This window comes from Cohnella nanjingensis, assembly GCF_014212125.1.
GTDB classification, from domain to species: Bacteria; Bacillota; Bacilli; order Paenibacillales; family Paenibacillaceae; genus Cohnella; species Cohnella nanjingensis.
Map to the genome: position 1 here is coordinate 91,037 of NZ_JACJVP010000025.1, position 16,958 is coordinate 107,994.

Here is a 16,958-nt window from a genome sequence, read left to right on the forward strand (position 1 = left end):
GCTGAACGACTCACAAATCTTGGATGAAGGCCGACAGAAGGCGGAGGCTGGACACCCTGCCCCCAGCCTCCGCCTCCGTTCTACTTCTTGCTATTCTTCGCCCACTCGTCCAGTTGGCGCTGCGTCTCTTCCAGAATCTTCTGATAGCCCGCGGCGTCGCGCTTGGCCTTGTACTTGGCGATCGTGGAGTCTACGTCGACCGCGCCGGCGTTCAGGACCGCCTGGAACTCCTTGTCGACGTTGCCCACCGCGGCGAGCTCCGCCTTGACCGGCGTCTCGTCGAAGGTGAAGCCGAGCGCGATGGAGCGCTCCGCGCTCGCGTTGAACTTCTCGAATTGCTGCCACTTGTCCGGATCTTCGTTCGCCCACAGATAGGAGTTGAACTGGTTGCCGAACATCCATCCGCCCGGGCTCGGGTAGCCTTGGGTCTCGGCCGTGACGCCTTCCGGGTAGTCGATGACGTTGTCCGACTTCTTCACGTAGTGTTTGCCCTCGATGCCCCAATCCAGCATGTTGAGCAGCTTCGGATCGGTGTAGAGCAGATTCAGGAACATCATCGCGCGCTCCGGGTCCTTCGAGGTTCGCGAGATGGCGAGCATCGCCCCTTGGGCTTCGCCCGTCGTCGTGTACGGCTTGGCCGTCTCGACCTGCACGAGCGGAACGCCGGTCGTGACGGACATCTCCTTGTCCTTGCCGGGCTTCAGCGATTGGCCGATGGCGAACGCTTTGCGGGCCTTGATCATGTTCATCGCCTGGTCGCTGTCGTCCGACGTCACGACGTCCTTGTCGAACCAGCCGTTCAGATTCCACTGGCGCATGCGCTTGCGGAATTCGATGAACTTCGGATCCGTCAGGTCGTCGATGACCTTGAGCTCCTTGCTGTCGCGGGAGATCTTGCCGTCGTAGTTGGCGGCGCCCCACGTGTTCGCGAAGCGGTTGCTGACGACCGGCACGACGCCCGGCTCTTTTTCCTTGATCGTCTTGAACATGGCTTCCATGTCTTCGAGCGACTTGATGCCCGTGATATCGAATTTATATTTGTCGACGAGGTCTTTGTTCAACAGGAAGCCGAAGCCCTGCGCGAATTCCTTCTTGGTCGGCACGGCATACAGCTTGCCGTTGATCTTCGCGCCGGCGAGGAAGTCGTCGCCCAGTATCCCGGGAATATCCTGCCCGTACTTGGACATGAGATCCGACAGCTCCAGGAACTGTCCCTTGGACACGTCCTGGCCGTAGGAGAACCAGCCGGCGGTGAAGATGAGGTCGAACGCCTCGCCGGAGATCTTCATCAGGTTCGTCTTGTCGGTCCAGGAGCCCCAGTCGATCGGCTTCAGCTCGATCGTCGCGTTGATCTTCTCCGTCAGATACTTGCTCATCTCGTCCTGAACCAGCGCCATATCCTTCGGAATGGAGCCCGGATAGATCAACGTGAGCTTGTAAGGCTTGAGGTTCGCGGCTCCTCCCGCTTGGCTCGCGGATGCGCTTGGCGAAGCGCCTGCCGAAGCGGACGGACTGCCGGATGCGTTCTTGTTCCCGCCGTCGTTGCTTCCGCAGGCGGATAGGACCATTGCGGTTCCCATCAGGAGGGCCGTCATTTTTTGGGCCTTCTTTTGCATGTGTGCCATTCCCTTCTTCTCCATGTTATTAGCTTGTATGATATCGAGCAGCGACGCAAGCTTAACCTTTGACCGCGCCGCTGGTAATGCCGCTAATGTAGTACTTCTGGAAGAACGGATACGCGACGAGGAGCGGCGCGATCCCGATGATGGCGAGCGCCATGCGGACGGTCTCGGTCGGCATCTGGGCGATCAATTCTCCGGCCTGGCTGGACGTATCCGCCTTCATGATCAGGAACTGCACGTTGTTCAGCGTCTTGGTCATCAGGTACTGGATGTTCATCAGTCCCGGCGTATCGACGAAAAGCATGCAATTGTACCAGTCGTTCCAGTAGGCGAGGAGATTGAACAGCCCGATCGTGGCCATGATGGGCGCCGACAGCGGAATGACGAGCCGCAGGAATACCGTCAACTCGCTCGCGCCGTCGATGGTGCCGGACTCGATGACCGATTCCGGGATCGTGTTGGCGAAGAAACTCCGCATCAAGAGGACGTTGAACGCGCTCAGCAGCAGGTTCGGAATGACCATGGCGAGCAGCGTGTTCTTGAGGCCGATCATCGTCACGTAGGTGATGTACCAAGGGACCATGCCTCCGCTGAACAGCATCGTGAAGAACAGCAGGAACGACAGCGTGCGTCGCATCGGCAGATCCCGGCGCGACAGCGGGTAAGCGAACAGCGCCGTGATAAGCACGCTGACGACCGTCCCGATGGAGGTGACGAGGATCGTCACGCCGTACGAGCGGGCGATCTGCCCGAAGTCGTTGAACAGGAACTGATACGCGGCGAAGTTGAGCTTGCTCGGTATCAGGGCGTAGCCGTGCTGGAGGATCGAGCTCTCGTCCGTGATGGAGACCATGAAGACGAGCAGGAACGGGAGCAAGGAAGCGACGGTGAACAGCCAGAAGAACAGATGGATGAGCGGCGTTCGTATACGGGTGGCGAGCGGCATCGTCGGAGCCTCCTTCTGTTAGAATAGCGCGTCTTCCTTGCTGATCCGGCGAACGGCGAAGTTGGCCCCCAGGATCAGGAAGAAGCAGACGGCGGATTGGTAGAAGCCGGCGGCGGCGGACATGCCGATGTCTCCCCGCATGATCATCGCCCGATAGACGTAAGTATCGATCGTATTGGTCGTCGACAGCAGCGGGCCGGAGTTCATCGGCACCTGATAGAACAAGCCGAAGTCCGAGCGCATGATCGAGCTGATCGCGAGCAGCGTCATGACGGTAATGACCGGCGCGATGAGCGGCAGCGTGATGCGCGTCATCTGCCGCCACTTGCTGGCGCCGTCGATCGTGGCCGCCTCGTAGTATTCCTTGTCGATGCCGATGATCGCCGCGAAGTAGATGATGGCGAGATAGCCGACGTTTTTCCAAGCGTTCACGACGACGAGGATATACGGCCAGTAGGCCGATTCGTTGTACCAGGAGATGGCGTCCGCGCCGAACCACTTCACGATCTGCCGGTTGACGAGACCGCTCTCGACGTTCAGGAAGCTGTAGACGAGATAGGCGACGACGACCATCGAGATGATATGGGGCAGCAGGAAGGTGCTCTGGTAGAACCGGGTGATGACTTTATCCTTAATCTCGTTCACGAGCAGCGCGGTCAGCAGCGCCAACGCCAAGTTCACGACGATGAAGGCGGCGTTGTACAGAATCGTATTGCGCGTGATCAGATAGGCGTCGGGCGAGTTGAACAGGAATTTGAAGTTGCCCGTCCCTGCCCAGGGACTGCCCCAGATGCCTTGTACGTAGTTCAGATCCTTGAAGGCCAGAATGACGCCGTACATCGGAATGTAGTTGTTCACGATCAAGTACGCCAGTCCGGGGATGGTCATCAGCAGCAGGGCCTTGTACTTTTTGACTTTTCTCCAAAAAGTCCGGGATCGGCTCGGAGCGGCTGTGGCGGTCGGGGCCTGAGAAAGCGCTGCCATCGGGTTCATCCTTTCTTGTGCTGTCCTCTTGCGATCATTATAGTAAAGCGCTAAACCCCGGCACTACTAGGATGATGACCTATCGATAGAACGCTGGTGACTACTTGGCGCGGAGGGGGGATCGGCGTATTGACGGGTTCGGAGGGCGTTCGTATGCTAAGGGCGAGACCAAGCTCGCCGGGGCGACGGATGCCGGAATGGCGGATGCTGCAGAGGCGACCGATCGCACGGCGAGTCATAGAATTTCCAAAGAGGAGCGATACATGATGAAGCAAAGCCAGACGATCCGGCGCGTATTCATCCTCGGCATGGACGGCGCGGGGAACTTCGTACGGGAGGCGGCTACGCCGGACCTGGACGCGTGGCTCGGCCGAGGCGCCTACACTTACTTCGCGCAGGCGGAGCTCCCGACGATCAGCGCCGAATGCTGGGGCTCGGTGCTCCACGGCGTGAAGCCCGAACGGCACGGGTTGAACAATGAGAAGGCGGCCGAATCCGCCTATCCTTCCGACTCCCCCTACCCTTCGCTCTTCCGGCTCGTCCGGGAACGGGAGCCGGACGCCAAGCTGGCTTCCTTCACGGGATGGAGCCCCATCAATTCCGGCATTATTGAAGAGACCCTGGACGTTCACAAAGTGTCGCTGCCGGATGCGGAGCTCGTCCCGGCGCTGCTGGACTATATCGACGGCAATCCCGACGTGCGTCTGTTGTTCCTGCAGCTCGACGAGCCGGACGGCTCCGGCCACGGCCACGGCTACGGCGCGGACTCTCCCGAGTATCTGGCCGCGATCGCGAAGAGCAGCGAGCGGATCGGCCGCGTGCTGGCGCGGATCGAGGCGCGGGGTCTTGCCGAGGACAGCCTGATCGTCCTGCTGACCGACCACGGCGGCGGCGGCGCGGACAAGTACAACCACGGCAGCGACCATCCGATGGACCGCGACGTCTTCTGGGGCGTCATCGGCCCCGGCGTGAAGCGGGGCGCGCTCGCCGGCCCCGTATCCATCACCGATACGGCGGCGGTAGCCGCGCTCGCGCTAGGGCTGCCGGTGCCGGAGGATTGGGACGCCGGGCTGCCGGACGGACTGCTGGACGATGGCGCTTGGGGTGGTGCGGGCGGTGGTGTAGCGGGCGATGGTGTGCGGGCGGTGGCGTAGCGGGCGGTGGCGTAGTGGGTGATGGCGTAGCGGGCGATGGTGTAGCGGGCGATGGTGTAGCGGGCGGTGGCGTAGTGGGTGATGGTGTAGCGGGCGGTGGCGTAGTGGGTGAATTTGCTGAGGGCGGTGGTGCTGGGGGTGAAGGTGCTGCGGGTAAAGGCGTAGCGGGTGGTGGCGCTGCGGGTGTCGATAGCGATGGCCCTAGCGCCGGCCTAGACGACATCTTACCTGCGGAGGTCCGCCGTGGCTAAGGATCTGCGCTTCCGGGCGGACGGGACGCTCAAGATCGTACAGTTCACCGACCCCGAGTTCGCGGCGGAGGATGAAGCGGAAGCGCAGATGGTCGAGATGATGCAGCGCATCCTCGCAGCAGAGCAGCCGGACCTCGTCGTCTACACCGGCGACGTCATCTGCTCGGCCGGCCATCCGGACCCGGCGGGCGCGTTCCGCCGCGCCTGCGACGTGCCGGAGCGGGCGCAGATCCCGTGGGCGGCCGTCTTCGGCAACCACGACGCCGAAGGGACGATCACGCGGGAGCAGCTGCATACGCTGCAGTTGACGTATCCGTACAATTATGCGATGCAGGACCCGCCGGGCGTTCGCGGCTCGGGCAATTACTTGCGGACCGTGACGGGGAGGGACGGGCACGCTGCGGCTGCGCTCTATTTCCTGGACTCCGGAAGCTACTCGCCGCTAGAGTACGGACGAATGGGCTTCTATGATTGGATCCGGCGCGATCAGATCGATTGGTACGCCCGCGAATCCTATCGGCTGACGGCCGCGAATCACGGTACGCCGCTGCCCGCTCTCGCCTTCTTCCACATCCCGCTCCCGGAGTATAACGACGTCTGGGACTTCAACGTCTGCTATGGCGAGCGCAGCGGCCCCTTCAGCTGCGCGCCCTGGGTGAATTCGGGGATGTTCGCGGCGATGGTCGAGCAGGGCGACGTCATGGGCACCTTCGCGGGCCACGACCACGGACACGACTACTGGGGAGACTGGTACGGCATTCGGCTCTGCTTCGGGCGGACGACGCGCAACGCCTACCTGGACCGCCCCTTCCTCCCCGGCGCGCGAGTTATCGTCCTGCATGAAGGAGAGCGGTGCTTCGATACGTGGGTGCATCTGGCGGACGGCACCGTGCAGCGCGAGCAGGCGCGGCACGAGCCGGAGGGTCGAACACCCGAGATTGGCGCCTGGGGCATCCACGACCAAGCGCGGAAGAACCTCACGAAAGGTTAACGGTTAACGCCGTTAGCGAATAGTAGCCCTTGGCGTACCCTTTGGAGGGAGTGCCGAGGGTTACTTTTTAGGAGGCGGTTAGCCGTTGCGCATATCCGCCTTAGGGCGAATCCGCGTTAGCCGTTTTGGGCGGTCATCGCACTGCCAACTGGCCACTATCAGGCCGCGTTAACCGTTTTGGGCGGTTATCGCACCGTCAGCTGGCCGTTATCAGGCCGCGTTAGCCGTTTTGGGCGGTCATCGCACTGCCAACTGGCCGTTATCAGGCTGCGTTAACCGTTTTGGGCGGTTATCGCACCGCCAACCGGCCGTTATCAGGCTGCGTTAACCGTTATAGGCGGTTATCGCACCGCCAACTGGCCGCTAACCAGCCGCGTTAACCGTTTTGCCCGGCTATCGTTCAGTCATGCGGCCGTCATCAAGGCGCGTAAACTGCATTGTACGGTTATCCCCCGCCTACTTGCCGCTATCCAGCAGCCGCAATGGGGTAAAGATAGAATAATACGTCTAGCCGATAAGGCTCCCCTGATGGAATCGAAAGGAGATTGATCTCGATGCCCGTTATCCGCTGCGAAGAAAATCCCGTCGTCCGCACGCAGGACGTTCCGCCCTCCCGTCCCGGCTTCCGCGTCCTCGGCGCCTTCAACGCGGGCGTCGCCGTCTGCGGCGACGAGACGATCCTCTTGCTCCGCGTCGCCGAAGCGCCGGTCCCCGATCGGGAGGAAGACGTCCTGATCCCCCTGCTGAGCGAGTCGGGGGGCGACGTCTCCGTCATCCGCCTCATGGCCGCCGATGCCCGCTATGACTTCTCCGATGCGCGGGTCGTCTCGGAGAACGGACGGATCGCGATGCTGACCTCGCTCTCCCATCTGCGGGTCGCCCGCAGCCGGGACGGCGTCCGCTTCGCCGTCGACCGCGAGCCCGCGCTGTTCCCGCAGCTTCCCTCGGAAGCCTGGGGGATCGAAGATCCCCGCATTACGCAGATTGGCGATCGGTATTACGTCACGTATAGCTCGGTCTCTCCGCGCGGCGTGGCGGTCGGTTTGGCCGAGACGACGGACTTTCGGACGTTCACGCGCCTCGGCCTCATGCTTCCGCCGGAGAACAAAGACGTCATGCTGTTCCCCGAGCGGATCGATGGCAAGTACTACGCGCTGCACCGCCCGGTGCCGAAGTCGTTCGGCGCTCCCGAGATGTGGATCGCGGAGTCGCCCGATCTGGCGCATTGGGGCAACCACCGCTTCTTGATGGGGCTCAGCGAGCAGGCTTGGGACTCCGCCCGGATGGGCGGCGGCGCCGTTCCGATCCGCACGGAGCGCGGCTGGCTCGTGCTGTATCACGGCGCGGACGCGAGCCATCGGTACTGCATGGGCGCCGCCCTGCTGGACCTGGCGGAACCGAGCCGCGTGATTGCCCGCTCGGCGCGCCCTTTCCTTGAGCCCGAGGCCGACTACGAGCGCAACGGCTTCTTCGGCGGCGTCGTGTTCTCGTGCGGCGCCATCCGGATCGGGGACACGATCCGGATGTACTACGGCGCGGCCGACGAAGTCATGGCGATGGCCGACATCCCGCTTCAGGACATCTACGATACGTTGGCGGATGAGACTTAGACATAGGAATGGAGAATGCGCGAAGATGCCCTGGCCGCAGATGGCATATAAAGTGCCAAACGGACTCGCAAGTGAGGTAAATGCTTCCTCACATTCTCGAGTCCGAGGAGTTTGGGTCGCAAGTGAGGTAAATACTTCCTCACATTCTCGAATCCGAGGAGCATGGGTCGCAAGTGAGGAAATTTCTACCTCACTTTCTCGAGTCCGAGGAACCTGAGTCGCAAGTGAGGTAAATACTTCCTCACATTCTCGAGTCCGAGGAACTTGGGTCGCAAGTGAGGAAATTTCTACTTCACTTTCTCGAGTCCGAGGAACTCTGGCTGCAAGAGGAATTAATCTTCGTCGCTTCCTCTTCGTCGCTTCCCTAGTACCACGAAATTACGCCCCCCAAGTCAGCCGCACGCACGTCCCGCGCCCGACGGCGGTCTCCACTTCGATCGAACCGCCCAGCGCCTCGACCAGCGCTTGGGTCACCGCAAGCCCGAGCCCCGTCCCCTCGGACGAGCTCTCCGTATTCGTCCCCCGGTAGTACCGGTCGAACAGCCGCGCGGCGGTCTGTTCGTCCATTCCGCTGCCGTCATCGCGGAACGTCAGCGTGAAGCCGGCCGGATCGCCGGCAGCGAGCGTCACGGCGAGCGTCGTGCCCTTGGGGTTGTGAAGCAGCGCGTTGGCGACGAGATTGTCTACGATCCGCTGGAACCAGGGCGCGTAGATCTCGGCCTCGACCGGTTCGGCGGAAGGAACGAACTTCACGCGGCTAGGATCGTCCCCCGGATGGCTGACCGCCTCCAGCAAGCCTTCCTTCAAGTAAGCGTTCATGTCGGTTCGCTCCGTGAGGGGGGGCTGGCTGCCGGCCCGCAGCCGGTACGCGAGCGTCAGGTCGTTGATTAGATTGTCCATGTACGAGGACTTGTCGAGCATCACCTTGGCGAAGGAACGCACCTCCTCCTGCGACCACTCGTACGCCGGCGACTCCAGCATATGGGCGTATCCCTTGATGGAGGAGAGCGGCGTCTTCAGGTCGTGCGACACGCCCGCGATCCACTCGTCCCGCAGCTGCTCCGTCTCCTGGCGCAATCTGTCGTTGCGATGCAGAGTCGCCGACAGGGCGTCCAGCGATTGCATGACATCTCCGTAGACGCGGTAATTGCGCTTCCGGCGTCCCCTGCCGTTCCGGCTGATCGGACGTCCCTTGCGGTCGACGGGCTCCGCATACCGGCCCTGGCCGAGCTCCCGAAGCCATTGCAGGAGATGCAGCAGCGGCGAACCGAAGCGGTGGCCGAACCAGAAGGCGACGATCGCGAACACGATCAAGGCCGCCACGAGCAGCGACCCGATGCTGACGATCAGCACCCGCTGCTCCGGCTCGATGGCCGGCGACTTCCCCGGCTCCACCCCGGGCAGCGGGGTGCTCACCATCCAGGTGAGACGGCTCGCCGGATCGTACTTCGATGCGATTTTCCAGCCATAACGGTCCGAGTAGATGGAACGAAGCGCCAGCTCCTGAAGGGGGAACCGGTCGATGACGCCCGCCGGCTTGTTGAAGGATGCCAGCTCCGCCCCTTCGGCATCCAGCACCTGGACCCACGAGCGGCCGTTCTTCAAGTCCTTTTGCAACGCTTCGGGGAGCGCGATCCCCTCTCCGACCCGCTTCCCCTCCCGCATCGCCCGCTGCAGCAGCAGGTTCTCCTGGCTCTTGAAGCCGTACAGCAGCGTATGGACGACGCCGTCTTTCTCCTGAATCCATAGATACAGCTGGTAAGGAAAAGGCACCTTGCCCAGCCAATAAGAGACCAACTCGCCGGGCCCATAGGAAGTCGGTACGTCGGGCGGCGTGAAGAAGGCGTTCGTGACCCGGCCGCTCTCGTCGATCCGCTGCAGCCACCCGCCCGCGCGGCGGACCTGCTCCAGCAGCGCTGCATCGAAACGAAGGTCGTCGCCGCCGGCCTCGACCGTCTGGACGAGCCTGTACAATCCCGCGTTCTCGAAGTCCCGCGCGGACTCGATGCGGGTCAGCTCGTTCAAGCTCCAATACAGCGTACGTCCGGCCAGCACCAGCAAGATGGCGAGAACGAGGACGAGCATGACGATCAGCCGCAGCGACAGCCGCCATTTAATATTCATGAGGGCTCTCTCTTCGGACCAGCTTGTAGCCGAGTCCCCGGACGTTCACCAGATATTCCGGCCGGCCCGGATCGGCCTCGATCCGCTCCCGGATCCGATGAATGTGCACCATAACCGTATTGTCGTCCCCGAAACTGCTGTCGCCCCACACCCGCTCGTACAGCTCGCTCTTCGTGAAGATCCGGTTCGGATGCTTGCACAGGAACAAGAGAAGTTGGAACACGAGCGAAGGGCAGGCCAGCAGCTTCCCCTCCACCCATAGCTCGCCTGCCTCCTCATGGACCTGGAACCGACCGAAGTCGTGAACCGTGCCGGCCGGAACCGCTTCGACGGCCGCCGTTCTGCGGCTGCGGCGTAGCAGCGCTTTGATCCGGGCGACCACCTCCAGCGGATTGAACGGCTTGGTGACGTAGTCGTCGCCGCCGACGGCGAAGCCGGTCAGCTTGTCGAAGTCGCTCGCCCTGGCGCTCAGGAACAGGATCGGCGCATCCGTCAGCCGCCGCAGGAACGGGCACGCCTCCACGCCGCTCATATTCGGCAGCGTCACGTCCAGCACGATCAGATCGTACGGCTGCCGTTCGCAGGCGGCCAGCGCCTCTTCCGCCGACAGCGCGCGTCCGATGGCGGAGAAGCCCTCCTTGCGCAGAATGGTATCGATCATATGCAGAATGGCCGGCTCGTCGTCGACCAGCAGGATCGCAGCATCTTTCATCAGGGTCCCTCCGCTCTCTTCACCTTTCTCCTATTTTACCATGGCTTGTTGAATCGGGCGGCAACGGCAGCTTAACGGAACCTTAATTCGCGGCCGTTCAGAATTAAGCTGGCGTTAAAGGTCCGTTTCGCGGGATATAAGAGAGCATCGTTATGATGAAGGCGTAGACAGACAAGAGAGAAGGAGTGGAGAAAGAATGAGAAGAACCGCCATGCTCGTTGCCCTCGTCATGCTGCTGTCCGGTTGCGCCGCCGGAGGCGGATCGAAGCCGTCGGCGTCGTCCGCGTCGGGGACGGCCCCTTCGGGGACGACCGCCCCGGAGACGGCCTCGCCGGAGACGTCCGCACCCCCGCAAACCTCGGATCGCATAGAAGGGTCCGCCATCGGACAGGCGCTGCTGGACGGCGAGACCGACCGACTCTACGATCAGATGAGCGGCGAGATGCAGAAGGCGATTACGCGCGAAGACTTCAAGAAGACCGTGCCGGACTTTGTACAAGGGATCAAGAAGCTGGAGCTTCAAACAAAGCTCCCTCTGAACGAATCGGAGTACTACGGTTGGGTAGAGGCAGGCGGCGAGAGAGCCGTCATCGCCATCCTCGACCGGGCTGGCACGATCACCTCGCTGCAGCTGACCGAGAGCAAACTCCATCCGGAGACGGATAACGTCTTCACCAAGCTGGCCTACCGCCTGCCGTTCGAAGGCGAATGGTACCCGTTCTGGGCGGGAGAGGATGTCTTGTCCAACTACCATTACGCGGTCGACTCCCAGCGCTACGCGAGCGATCTGATCGTCGTCAAGGACGGCTACTCCTATCGCGGAGATGCGAAGAAGAACGAGAGCTACTACGCGTACGGGCAGAAAATCAAAGCGGCCGCGGACGGCACCGTCGTTCACGTCGTGAACGACATCGTGGACAACGAACCCGTCGGCGCCGTGACCACGGATCAGCCGGCCGGCAACGTCGTCGTGATCGACCACGGGAACGGGGAATTCAGCTACCTCGCGCATTTGCGGAAAGGCTCCGTCCAAGTGAAAGTCGGCGATAAGGTGAAGGCGGGGGATTGGATCGGCCTCTGCGGCAACTCGGGCAACTCCAGCGAGCCGCACCTGCACTTCCAGGTATCGGACAAAGCCGACCTGTTCGAAGGCAAGTCGATCCGCGTCAAGTGGGAAGGCGATCTGAAGCTGCATCAGGGGACGCCGGTGAAGAGCGGTGGCTGATGCCCCTCCCTCCAATGCTTCCATCTTCAGCGGATCACAACTCTCCCGCCCGCTCGTTGAGAAAACAAAAACGGCTGCTGAAGCAGCCGTTTTTACACTATCGTTTCCCGTTAGGAGTTGAACGAGGCGCATTATTTTTTGTGCACTTTATAATAAACGCAGGAGGAATTAATGATGCCTTTTTATGCGTGTACCACACTGCAGGATCTCCCGATGTTATTTCCTCTTGGATGACAACATCTTCAACTACCTTTTCAATTTGAAAGCCCGCTTGAATTAGCTCATTAATATACGTGCTCAGTTTCAGTTGATTCATTATAGCCGGACTATCCCATGGTTCACACTGTTGAAGACCTTCCTCATGATAAGACTTACCGATCACCAGTTGTTCACCGTTCTGTCTAATTCGACTATGTAGCGGGTGCTCCCAGCTAAAGATAAATTTCCCATCGGGTTTCAAGTAACTGTACAGATTCTGTAGTGTCCTTTGCAAATCAACGGTCCAACCAATCGCATAGATCGAATAAACGATATCAAAATACTCGATTGGAATGCCAGGGTTATTTTCCATCGCTCCTTGAAAAAGGTTTAATTTTGTTTTGTAGTCCGAAAGCAGATTTCGCGCGGTCTCGATTTGAGTATCGGATAAATCGATTCCCCAAAGCTCTGAGGCTCCGTGCAAGGCCATATATTTAAGAGAGTGACCACTACCGCAACCAATTTCCAAGACTTTCTTATCCGATAAATCACCAAATAGGTTTAGTTCGTTTTCTGTGGGCAGAAATGGACCGTATATAGGAAGCGCAGTCCTTCCAAAAAAACGTGGAGCTGCTTCGTCCCAACTTTTTTTATTGGATAATAAATAATCTTCTTTTATGGATTCCAACATGTAATGCTTCCTCCCGGCTAAATGTAATCCAATCTATTCCACGTACTCATTGAGTTATCCTACCGTTCAACGAACACAGGAGCAGCTGCCGCGGCAAACTGCTCCTTTTTCGTTCAACTATTGTTCTCCGTTCCTTAGCATCTGGCTATGTATTGTGATGGTCTTTGTGAAGATGATCCATATATTCATCCTTGGTTAAACCGTACAAGATGGAATCATGATATCTTCCATTTGTATAAAACACTTGGCGTCGAACCCCTTCTTGAACACATCCTACCTTTCTGAGCATAGCTGCCGATGCCTCGTTCCCTTCAAGAACATTATCATTGAACTTATTAAGTCTACGCTCGAAGAAAGCATATTTTAAGAGCATGTGTACTGCCCTGGTACCATACCCCTTACCACGGTATGGATTATCAATCACTATGCCTATGCTAAATGTGCCGTTCCTCTCGTCAATGCTATTTAAATTAATACCGCCTACAATATCACCGCTCAAATTTTGAACAGTAAACATTATCCTTCTATTCGTTGAAGAAAAGTCTGCATTTTCCTCTGCAAATTTTTTCGCTCCTGAAATTGTTGGCGGTAATTCTATAGCACACTCTAAAAAACGACGTGCAGGAGTGTCATATGCGCTTACGTAACAACTTTCCCAATCTTCCGGTGCAATCGCGCGCAATCTTATAGCTTCATCTTGCCAAAAGTAAGTGCTGTAATCTATCTCCAGCATAATATCCCTCCAACACACGAATAATAACTATTTTAACCTAGAACATTAGGATGTAGATGGTAGTCTTTTGTTATAAGTAACCTGCCCGTTAATTCAATGCCTTGCATCGTTCATCTTGTGAGAAACTAGAATGAAAAAAAATGACTGCCGATCATTCCCTGGCAGTCATCTTTGTTTCGATTAGCAGTCAAACCAATGCTACCCTAAACCGCCCTCCCGCGAAGCTCCGCCGCCTCCGCCGCCTCCTGCCTGCGAATGCCGGGCAGGATCGAAGCGAGGATGGCCCATCCGATCATCCCCGTCGCCAGGATGAACGCCGCCATGGCGCCTGCCGAGAGAAAGCCGCCGATCACCACGTTCAAGCCGCTCACCAACTGGGAGATTCGGTTGGTCATGCTGTTCACGGCCATGTAGGAACTGCGCGCGTGGTCGGGGACCAGTTGAACCATCAACGCCTGCCGCAGCGGCACATAGACGAGCTCCCCTATCGTAGCGATCATCATAGCGACGACCAGCAGGGAAGGCAGATTGCCGACGACAATATAGACGTAGCCGACGATATTGAACGCCATCGCCGCCATCATCGTCCGATGATCGGACTTGCCCCTCAGCCAGCGGCCGACGAACAGAGACAGGACGACGACCGCGATCGTGTTCTCCGTGCGGAGCAGCCCCAGCATCGACAAGCCGTCGATCGTCCATGGCTGGCCGGGCAGCCATAGCGCGTGATGCATCTCCTGCTCCAGCCGGATGCCGATGTAGCCGGTCAGGTTCATCTCCACCGAGACCGTGAGTATGCCGGCCAGGACGAACAACATGAACCTGCGATCGCCGAATACCTCTTTGTACCGTTGGAAGAAGGACACCCGCGGCGCCTGATCCGTCGGCCGCGCAACACGTTCCCTGGCGACCGGCCGGGCCCCCTCAACGACAGGTTGGACTGCCGCGCTTGATCCTTCCGCAGCCGCGGGCATCGTCTCGGTGAGGAACAACCCGATGATCCCGAAGGCGATCAGCGAGATCAGCCCCGCCCCCAGCAGCAGTTCGAACAGGTACGCGCTGAACAGGTACGCGCCAATTATGCCCGCGATCGAGATGGCCAGGTTGTTCGACCAGTAATTGATGCGGTAAATCGCCTTGCGCGTCTCCGTCGTGGACACGTCGATCAGCATCGCCTCGACCGCCGGCTTGCCGATCCAGGAGGCGCTGATCAGCATCGTCATGATCATCGTAACTACGCCGGAGTGCAGCCATGGCGAGTTGAACAGCGCCATCACCCCGAAGGCGGCCACATTCATCGCCTCGGACAGCAGGATCAACCGTTTGCGGCCGATGCGATCCGCCAAGTACCCGCCATAGGCAGCGCAGACGACCCCGATGACGATGCTCGCCATCGCCGCCACGCCCGCCATCGTCGTGCCTACCGATTTAGCCAGATAGACCGCCATGAACGGCGTCACCATGTTCCCGAGCACGTTGATGAAGAAGCTGAGTACGATCCGCAGCTTCACGTTCGGATGAAACGACATGAACCCCATATCCGCACCTTCTCTCTCTTCTGTATGCTTCATCCTATCAGATCGCGCGGGATTAAAAAGTGCTGGCGTCCGGGTGCTTATTTCACCTTTTATGCGGTATACTGATCAGCGAATGAGAGCGGTGCGGCCCGAGCGGGACGCATCGGCGTGAAAAAACGCAGGCATCTGCCAAAGGGAAGGACGGAGCAGTCGTGCTACTATCGCAGCAATACGCGCGTCTGAGAATTTCGCTGCTCCGGGATCGTCAATCCGAAGAAGCGCTGCCGGTCACGGTCGACGAGATCGCCGGCTTGCTGCACTGTACGGAGCGCAATGCCAAGCTCGTGCTGCACCGCATGTCGGAGCTGGGCTGGATCGTCTGGCTGCCGGGACGCGGCCGCGGCCATCGCTCGCAGATTCGGTTCGAGGCGTCGGCTGAAGAGCTTCTGATGCAGGATGCGCGCGCCGCTGTGGAGCAAGGCAACTTGAACGGCGCGATGAGCGTCTTTCGGATGGAGGGGATCGACCCATGGATCGCGGAGCGCTTCCTCGCTTGGCTCGGCGGCTTCTTCGGGTACAAGGAAGCGGGGGACCGGGGCGAGGATACGCTGCGGCTGCCGATGCGGGTGCCGGTCCATACGCTGGACCCGGCGCGGCTCTTGTATTCGCGGGATTTGCACTTCGCCAAGCAGGTGTTCGATACACTCGTCCGCTTCGATCCCGAGCAGCGGCGCATCCTGCCCCAACTGGCCCATAGCTGGGAATGCGACGATCAGGCCAAAGTATGGACATTTTATCTCCGCAAAGGGGTCAGGTTCCATCACGGACGCGAGCTGGCCGCGTCGGACGTCGTCTACTCGCTGTTGCGGCTGCGCGCGTACGTCCACGCCCCCGCGTCCGACGGATGGCTGGCCGAATGCATCGCGGACGTGCGCGCGACAGGCCGCCGGACCGTGGAGGTGGAGCTCTCCGCTCCCAACTACATGTTCCTGCACTACGTGAGCGCCTATCCGACCGCGATCGTCCCCGAGGAGATCTATCGGAACGGGGGCGCCGGCGGGATGGATCTGGATCGCCTGCCGGTCGGGACGGGACCGTTCCGCGTGGCGAGGCATGAGGCAGGCGTCCTGACGCTGGCGGCCTTCCCGGAGTATTGGCGGGAGCGGGCCCTTCTCGACCGGATCGAGATGCTGGTCGTGCCGAAGGAGCTGCAGCAGCGGCCGGACCCCCTGTTCCATATGGGCAAATTGCATCACGTCGAGCATATCCGCTTCGAGGTGCCCGCCAACTGGGAGAAGATGCAGGTCCTCACGCTCGGCTGCAGCCTGCTCACGATCAACCTTCGCAAGCTTGGACCGCTGCAAGACGCACGGCTGCGCGAAGCGATCGACGTGGCGCTGGACCGCACAGGACTTGCGCGCGAGCTCGGCAAGGACGGGCCTGCGCGGGGATTCCTCCCGCCGACGGACGGCGGTTCGGTCGCGGCGCCGCCGGAAGACTGCCAGTACGCTTACGCGAGACGGCTCATCGCCGACGCCGGATACGCGGGCGAGGTCGTCCGGTTCTTCTCCTTGCCCTACCATCTGGCGCAGACCGAATGGGTGCGGCGCCAGTGCGAAGCCGTCGGCATCCGGATGGAGATCGTCCAGATCAGCTACGAAGAGGCGTCCGATCCGGCGCGGATGGCGGAAGCGGATCTGGCCATCGGGGGCGTGGTGGCCGACGACGACGAGGACCGCTGCCTGCTGGAGATGTACAAGATGGACGGGATGCCCGTCCGCGCCTACGCCACCGACGCGCAGCGCGAGGCGTTCGACGCGGAGATCGAATCGATCGTCGCGGAGCCGGACGAGGAGACGCGGCGCCGCCGTATTCGCGGCTTGGAGCGCCTGCTCACGGACGCGCGGTCCGTCCTGTTCCTGCTGCATACGACGCAGGAGACTGTGTTCAACCCCGACGTACGGGGGATCGCGCTCAACACGCTGGGCTAGGTGGACTTCAAAGATTTGTGGTTTAAGGGGACGGGCGGCGCCTAGGCGTCGGGCCACCGCGTTAATCCGATTCTGCGGTAATTTTGGCCTGTTGGCGGTCTGCGGGCAGCGCGTTAACCCGATTCTACGGTTATCTCGGGCCGTTGGAGGCCTGCGGGCAGCGTGTTAACCCGATTCTGCGGTTATCTCGGCCTGTTGGCGGTCCGAGG

Annotated in this window: 13 protein-coding genes; 5 read left to right on the forward strand and 8 right to left on the reverse strand. The window is 60.3% G+C overall.

Annotated elements, in window-relative coordinates; translation table 11 throughout:
* Positions 1 to 80 precede the first annotated feature (80 nt).
* The 3 genes from H7C19_RS15850 to H7C19_RS15860 are packed head-to-tail and all read right to left on the reverse strand — an operon-like array spanning position 81 to position 3,552.
* Positions 81 to 1,625 (reverse strand): ABC transporter substrate-binding protein, encoded by a 1,545-nt coding sequence (locus H7C19_RS15850; protein WP_246469540.1) that lies wholly within the window; start codon positions 1,623 to 1,625, stop codon positions 81 to 83.
* 52 nt (positions 1,626 to 1,677) lie between these two features.
* The gene (locus tag H7C19_RS15855; RefSeq protein WP_185143632.1) at positions 1,678 to 2,568 is read right to left on the reverse strand and encodes a carbohydrate ABC transporter permease; all 891 of its coding nucleotides are present in this window, start codon (positions 2,566 to 2,568) and stop codon (positions 1,678 to 1,680) included.
* 18 nt (positions 2,569 to 2,586) lie between these two features.
* Positions 2,587 to 3,552, reverse strand: a complete 966-nt coding sequence (locus tag H7C19_RS15860) for an ABC transporter permease (RefSeq protein ID WP_185143633.1) — start codon at positions 3,550 to 3,552, stop codon at positions 2,587 to 2,589.
* Between the two features lie 263 nt (positions 3,553 to 3,815).
* Between H7C19_RS15860 and H7C19_RS15865 the strand changes: the two genes are divergently transcribed.
* From H7C19_RS15865 to H7C19_RS15875, 3 genes are all read left to right on the forward strand, one after another.
* A complete protein-coding gene (locus tag H7C19_RS15865) occupies positions 3,816 to 4,706 on the forward strand; it encodes an alkaline phosphatase family protein (protein WP_246469541.1) in 891 nt (296 codons plus the stop codon).
* A 243-nt stretch (positions 4,707 to 4,949) separates the two neighbouring features.
* Complete coding sequence (locus H7C19_RS15870) at positions 4,950 to 5,948, forward strand: metallophosphoesterase family protein (RefSeq protein ID WP_185143634.1); 999 nt, start codon at positions 4,950 to 4,952, stop codon at positions 5,946 to 5,948.
* Positions 5,949 to 6,502: 554 nt separating this feature from the next.
* The gene (locus H7C19_RS15875) at positions 6,503 to 7,558 is read left to right on the forward strand and encodes a glycoside hydrolase family 130 protein (protein WP_185143635.1); all 1,056 of its coding nucleotides are present in this window, start codon (positions 6,503 to 6,505) and stop codon (positions 7,556 to 7,558) included.
* A gap of 378 nt (positions 7,559 to 7,936) precedes the next feature.
* On the opposite strand, the gene H7C19_RS15880 is transcribed toward H7C19_RS15875, so the two are convergent.
* Together H7C19_RS15880 and H7C19_RS15885 are read right to left on the reverse strand one after the other, a co-directional pair.
* Positions 7,937 to 9,682, reverse strand: coding sequence for a sensor histidine kinase (locus tag H7C19_RS15880; protein ID WP_185143636.1), 1,746 nt, complete (start codon positions 9,680 to 9,682; stop codon positions 7,937 to 7,939).
* Positions 9,672 to 10,394, reverse strand: coding sequence for a response regulator transcription factor (locus tag H7C19_RS15885; RefSeq protein ID WP_185143637.1), 723 nt, complete (start codon positions 10,392 to 10,394; stop codon positions 9,672 to 9,674). Before H7C19_RS15885 ends, H7C19_RS15880 begins: the two co-directional genes overlap by 11 nt.
* Before the next feature lie 196 nt (positions 10,395 to 10,590).
* Between H7C19_RS15885 and H7C19_RS15890 the strand changes: the two genes are divergently transcribed.
* Complete coding sequence (locus H7C19_RS15890) at positions 10,591 to 11,619, forward strand: M23 family metallopeptidase (RefSeq protein ID WP_185143638.1); 1,029 nt, start codon at positions 10,591 to 10,593, stop codon at positions 11,617 to 11,619.
* A gap of 97 nt (positions 11,620 to 11,716) precedes the next feature.
* Here H7C19_RS15890 and H7C19_RS15895 read toward each other — a convergent pair whose 3' ends face one another.
* The 3 genes from H7C19_RS15895 to H7C19_RS15905 form a co-directional block, all read right to left on the reverse strand.
* Positions 11,717 to 12,508: a class I SAM-dependent methyltransferase gene (locus H7C19_RS15895; protein WP_185143639.1), complete on the reverse strand. Its 792-nt coding sequence runs from the start codon at positions 12,506 to 12,508 to the stop codon at positions 11,717 to 11,719.
* A 145-nt stretch (positions 12,509 to 12,653) separates the two neighbouring features.
* Positions 12,654 to 13,241 carry a GNAT family N-acetyltransferase gene (locus H7C19_RS15900; RefSeq protein ID WP_185143640.1) on the reverse strand — a complete coding sequence of 196 codons (588 nt, stop codon included), beginning with the start codon at positions 13,239 to 13,241 and terminating at the stop codon, positions 12,654 to 12,656.
* Between the two features lie 203 nt (positions 13,242 to 13,444).
* Positions 13,445 to 14,812, reverse strand: coding sequence for an MFS transporter (locus H7C19_RS15905; RefSeq protein WP_246469542.1), 1,368 nt, complete (start codon positions 14,810 to 14,812; stop codon positions 13,445 to 13,447).
* 158 nt (positions 14,813 to 14,970) lie between these two features.
* Here H7C19_RS15905 and H7C19_RS15910 point away from each other — a divergent pair, with 158 nt between their 5' ends.
* Positions 14,971 to 16,749 carry an ABC transporter substrate-binding protein gene (locus H7C19_RS15910; protein WP_185143642.1) on the forward strand — a complete coding sequence of 593 codons (1,779 nt, stop codon included), beginning with the start codon at positions 14,971 to 14,973 and terminating at the stop codon, positions 16,747 to 16,749.
* The last annotated feature ends 209 nt before the right edge of the window (positions 16,750 to 16,958 follow it).